The organism is Burkholderia sp. (assembly GCF_018375725.1).
Taxonomy (GTDB): domain Bacteria; phylum Pseudomonadota; class Gammaproteobacteria; order Burkholderiales; family Burkholderiaceae; genus Burkholderia.
This window is the reverse complement of record NZ_JAHACR010000291.1, coordinates 1-5167: the sequence shown is the minus strand read 5'-3', so window position 1 is coordinate 5167 and position 5167 is coordinate 1. Positions and strand designations below refer to the sequence as shown.

Sequence of the window (5167 nt, the reverse complement as noted above, 5' to 3'; positions counted from 1 at the left end):
CTGGATACGGCAGTGGCGTGCGCGAAAGCGGTGGCCGGCGGCGACCTGACGCGAACGGTCGATACCGCAGGACGAGACGAGATCGCCGATCTGCTGCGCGCGCTGCAGACGATGCAGGCGAGCTTGTCGGGCGTCGTGCTCGACGTGCGCGCGCATGCCGAATCGGTCGCGGCCGCGAGTGCGCAGATTGCGGCGGGCAACCACGACCTGTCGGCGCGCACCGAGGCGCAGGCGGCGTCGATCGAGGAGACCGCGGCGAGCATGGCGCAACTGACGGGCGTTGTGCGCCAGTCCGCCGAGCATGCGAAGCATGCGGCGCAGCTTGCGAACGATGCATCGGACGTCGCGTCGAGCGGCGGCAGCGTGATGAGCGAGGCGATCGCGACGATGAGCGGCATCGCCGACAGCTCGGCGAAGGTCGGCGAGATCATCGCGGTGATCGACGGCATTGAGTTCCAGACCAACATCCTCGCGTTGAACGCAGCCGTCGAGGAGGCGCGCGCGGGCGAGCAGGGACGCGGGTTCGCGGTCGTCGCGACCGAAGTGCGCACGCTGGCGCAGCGCAGCGCCGCGGCGGCAAAAGAGATCAAGATGCTGATCGAGCAGTCGACGCAGCGTGTCGATGCAGGCGCGGCACTGATCGGCCGCGCAGGCGAATCGATTCACGAGATTGTCGGCGCGGTGCAGCGGGTCACGACGATCGTCGGTGAAATTTCCGCCGCATCGCAGGAGCAGAGCGGCGGCATCCATCAGGTCAACATCGCCGTCAATCAGATGGACGACGCAACGCAGCGCAACGCGGCCCTCGTCGAGCAGGCATCGGCCGCGACGCAGGCGCTTGCGGAACAGGCGCGGGCGCTGCGGCACGCGGTATCGGTATTCAAGCTGCGGGACGTGGCGGCAGCCTGACGGGGGGCAGCCGGGCTCGGCGGCGTTCCGGCGGTCCGGCCCGCCCGGCCCGATTTGCCGGGCCGAGCCGGGGCGGCAGTCATGGCGGGTCTCCGTGCCGAACGACGTTCGGAAATACTGCAACGCAATAAAGCGGGCGCCGTCCCGCCATCCCGAGTTTGAATGCCGGCCGCCACCGCGGCATCGCGTGCCACGCGTCGCCGCGCCGTGCGTCGAACCGGCGAGCCTGGCCGACCGCCGAACAAGGGCCGCCGGCCGCGTTGCGGCTTGCCGCCGCCGACGCACGGCGCACACGGTCCATCACGCGAAGGATGCGGCGCCTGCACTGCCGCGGTGCGCGTTGCGGGCTCGCCGTTGGCGACAACGCCTGTTGTCTCTCGATTCGCCGCCACATTTGAAAATTACGATTTGACTCACGCCCCGCTTTCGGTTGAAGCTACTAGCTTGCTGTCCGATTGGGGGCTTTCCCTGCATGAGTTCGACCTTGACCGTTCGTCGTATCGCTGCCGATCAGGGCGGCGTGTATCGCGAACTTCGCGCCGCGTCGTTGCGTGAGCCGTACGCATCCGGGGAAGCGCCGGAGGCCGAATTGCTGAACGTCGAAGCGGACGCAGCAGCGGCTGCCGCCGCACAGCGCGCGATTTCCGATCAGTCGACGACATTCCTGCTATACACCGAAGGTCATCCCGCGGGGATGATCGGCGCGTATTTCGACAACTCGCCCGAACGCCGCGCGTTCGTCAGCGAGCTGTGGGTCGCGCACGCGGTGCGTCATCTGCGCGGCGGTGTGCTGCTCGTCGATACGGCGACCGCGTGGCTCGCCGAGCGCGGCGCGCAGGAAATCTATGCATGGATCGCGGACGCGAACCTGAACGCGATCCGTTTCTATGAGCGGGCCGGCTTTGCCAATACCGGCGAACATGCGCCGATCACACGGATGCCTGGCGCGATGAAGTCGCTGTTCATGGCACCGGTGAAGCACTGACGTGCCGGTGACGCCCGGCCGGCGGTTTGCGCCCGGCCGGCCATCCGCGGCATGGGGTGCCGTGTCCCGTTGATCTGCGCGTGCGCCGCGGCGCGGATTCCGGCCGCGCCCGGCGCCTGTTGCACGCCGCCCAAAAATAATGGCTGGCCGCGTGGACGCCTGTAAAATACGCAAAAATTTTTTGCAGAGTGTCCATGTCGCTTAAAAAATCGCCATTCTTCGAACTGCGCAGCGGTACGGTCGACACGCTGTTGTTCATCGTGAAGACCACCGATCTCGACGCTTTGCGCACCGAGTTGGTCAAACGCTTCGAAGCGACTCCCGAGTTTTTCTCCGACGATGTCGTCGTGATCGACGTCCGGCGTCTTGCGGACGGCGAACGCGTGGCGATCGGCGAGATCCGCCAGATGCTCAACGATGTGCGGATGCGTCCGGTCGGCGTCGTCGCGCAGGCGACGCAGGGCTGGGCAGGCAATGCCGGACTGCCGTTGCTCGAGGCGAGCGACCGTCGCGTGCCGGCGGCGAAGACGTCCGACGAGGCGCCGGCCGAGGCGGCGGCAGCCGCGCCGGAGCCGGCCCAGGCGACGCCGGCGGCGAGTGTCGGACAGACGCTCGTGATCGACAAGCCGTTGCGCTCGGGGCAGCAGATTTACGCGAAAGGGGACCTCGTGGTGCTCGCGCCGATCAGTAACGGCGCCGAAGTCATCGCGGAAGGCAACATCCATATCTATGCGCCGTTGCGCGGCCGCGCACTGGCGGGCGTGCACGGCAACCACGACGCGCGCATTTTCTGCACGTGTCTCGAGCCGGAACTGATTTCGATCGCAGGTATCTATCGAACGACCGAGAACCCGTTGCCTGCCGACGTACTGGGCAAACCGGTGCAGATCCGGCTCGAAGAGGAAAAATTGATGATCGAACCGCTGCGCCTGACGTGACGCGACGCGGTCGATCGGCTCTCATTGACGAACACAGGGTATAGGGTAAATGGCAAAAATCATCGTGGTGACCTCGGGCAAGGGCGGCGTGGGCAAGACGACCACGAGCGCGAGCTTCGCGTCGGGCCTCGCGCTGCGCGGCCACAAGACGGCCGTGATCGACTTCGACGTCGGCCTGCGCAACCTGGATCTCATCATGGGCTGCGAGCGCCGCGTGGTCTACGACCTCGTCAACGTGATCCAGGGCGAGGCGAACCTGAACCAGGCGCTGATCAAGGACAAGAAGTGCGAGAACCTCTTCATCCTGCCGGCGTCGCAAACCCGCGACAAGGACGCGCTCACGCGCGACGGCGTCGAGAAGGTCCTGAAGGACCTGGCCGCGATGGATTTCGAGTACATCGTCTGCGATTCGCCGGCCGGCATCGAGGCGGGCGCACTGCACGCGATGTATTTCGCCGACGAGGCGCTGATCGTCACGAACCCGGAAGTGTCGTCGGTGCGTGACTCGGACCGTATTCTCGGCATCCTGTCGTCGAAGACCAAGCGCGCGGCGGAAGGCAAGGATCCGATCAAGGAGCACCTGCTGATCACCCGCTACAGCCCGAAGCGCGTCAGCGAAGGTGAAATGCTGTCGCTGGAGGACATCGGCGAGATCCTGCGCATCAAGCTGATCGGCGTGGTGCCGGAATCGGAAGCGGTGCTGCACGCATCGAACCAGGGCCTGCCGGCCGTGCATCTGGACGGCACCGACGTCGCCGAAGCGTACAAGGACATCGTCGGACGCTTCCTCGGTGAGGACAAGGCGTTGCGCTTCACCGAATACCAGAAGCCAGGCCTGTTGCAGCGCCTCTTCGGCAGCAAGTAACGGAGGTCGCCCATGTCGATTCTGTCGTTTCTCCTCGGCGAGAAGAAAAAATCCGCATCGGTCGCGAAGGAGCGCCTGCAGCTCATCATCGCGCACGAGCGGGTAGGCGGCCGGCCGCCTGCCGATTATCTGCCGGCCCTGCAAAAGGAACTCGTCGCGGTCATCTCGAAGTACGTGAAGATTTCGAACGATGACATCCGCGTCAGCCTCGAGCGCCAGGACGAGCTCGAAGTGCTCGAAGTGAAGATCGAGATTCCGCAGGCCTGACCGGGCCTGTTTCCCTTCCGCACGGCGGCGCGAGCCGCCGTGCGCGTCTTGACGTGCTGTTAGACTCCAGACCATCCCGTTGTACGGATTCCGCCGGCCGCCGTGCGGCCAGCCGGCGCGGCAGCCATGCGGCATATCGCAGCAGGACGGCCGGCGCGGGCGATGTCGGATCGGGCGTTCCGTCGGCGCGGCGCCCGCATGGGCCGGCTGATGGCAGAACGCCGGGGCGGAATGGGGGCGGTTGCCGTTCAGTCAAGACGCCGGAAATTGTTGCAAGTGTAACGTTCCGGTAATTGATGCCAGCCGGCATCTCATTAGCATGGCGAGCAATGTTTTCAATGTCTTATCAGTCACCACGCCGTCAATGAAACGCATCCTGATCGTGAAAGTCACATCGCTCGGCGACGTCGTCCAGACGTTGCCCGTCGTCGCCGATATCCATCGCGCCTTCCCCGGGGTGACGGTCGACTGGGCGGTCGACGAATCGTGCGCGGAGGTGGTGCGCTGGCATCCGGACGTGAGTAACGTACTGTGCGCGCCGCTGCGCCGCTTCAAGAAAATGCGCGGCACGGGCGACCTGAAGGCGATCTCGGCGTCGATCGGCGCATTGCGTGCGCATCGCTACGACGCGATCATCGATCTGCACGGCGTCTACAAGAGCGCGATCATTGCGGCAATCGCGCGCGGCGCGCGGCGGTTCGGCTACCCGACGCAGGATCTCGGCGAAACCGGCGCGCGTTTCGCCTATTCGCACCGGTTCGGCCGGCGGCCCGACTGCGATGCGTGGCACGGGATGCGTATCAGCGCGGGCGAGGCGCTCGGCTATACGCCGCAGGGCTACGCGGACTACGGCATTGTCGCGCCGCATGACGTGGATCTGCCCGACGCCGTCGTGGCCGGTACGCCATTCATGCTGATGTTCCACGCGACGTCGAACGACGACAAGAAATGGCCGATCGATCATTGGGCCGCGCTCGCGAAGGAGATGATGGCGCGGGGCATCCGCGTGCTGTTGCCGTGGGGCTCGTCCGCCGAACACGAGGAAGCGCAGCGCATCGCCGCGCGCGCACCGGGTGCGGCCGTGCTGCCGGCGTTGTCGGTGCGTCAGCTCGCGGCCGTGATCAGCCGGGCCGAGATGGTGGTCGGCGTCGATACCGGCTTCGTTCACATGGCGTGTGCGTTGAAAAGGCCGTCCGTGATGAT

6 protein-coding genes are annotated in these 5167 nt (G+C 65.9%); all 6 read left to right on the top strand.

Annotation, left to right across the window (positions count from 1 at the left end):
• On the top strand, positions 1-909 hold a 909-nt coding region (locus tag KH616_RS20960), incomplete at its 5' end, for a methyl-accepting chemotaxis protein (RefSeq protein ID WP_292250457.1).
• Between the two features lie 472 nt (positions 910-1381).
• Complete coding sequence (locus KH616_RS20955; RefSeq protein ID WP_292250455.1) at positions 1382-1894, top strand: GNAT family N-acetyltransferase; 513 nt, start codon at positions 1382-1384, stop codon at positions 1892-1894.
• 194 nt (positions 1895-2088) lie between these two features.
• The gene (gene minC, locus KH616_RS20950) at positions 2089-2832 is read left to right on the top strand and encodes a septum site-determining protein MinC (RefSeq protein ID WP_292250454.1); all 744 of its coding nucleotides are present in this window, start codon (positions 2089-2091) and stop codon (positions 2830-2832) included.
• Positions 2833-2881: 49 nt separating this feature from the next.
• A complete protein-coding gene (gene minD / locus KH616_RS20945; protein WP_292250452.1) occupies positions 2882-3697 on the top strand; it encodes a septum site-determining protein MinD in 816 nt (271 codons plus the stop codon).
• Between the two features lie 12 nt (positions 3698-3709).
• Positions 3710-3964 carry a cell division topological specificity factor MinE gene (gene minE / locus KH616_RS20940; RefSeq protein ID WP_292250451.1) on the top strand — a complete coding sequence of 85 codons (255 nt, stop codon included), beginning with the start codon at positions 3710-3712 and terminating at the stop codon, positions 3962-3964.
• A gap of 364 nt (positions 3965-4328) precedes the next feature.
• The coding region (waaC, locus tag KH616_RS20935; protein ID WP_292250450.1) for a lipopolysaccharide heptosyltransferase I at positions 4329-5167 on the top strand (839 nt) is incomplete at its 3' end.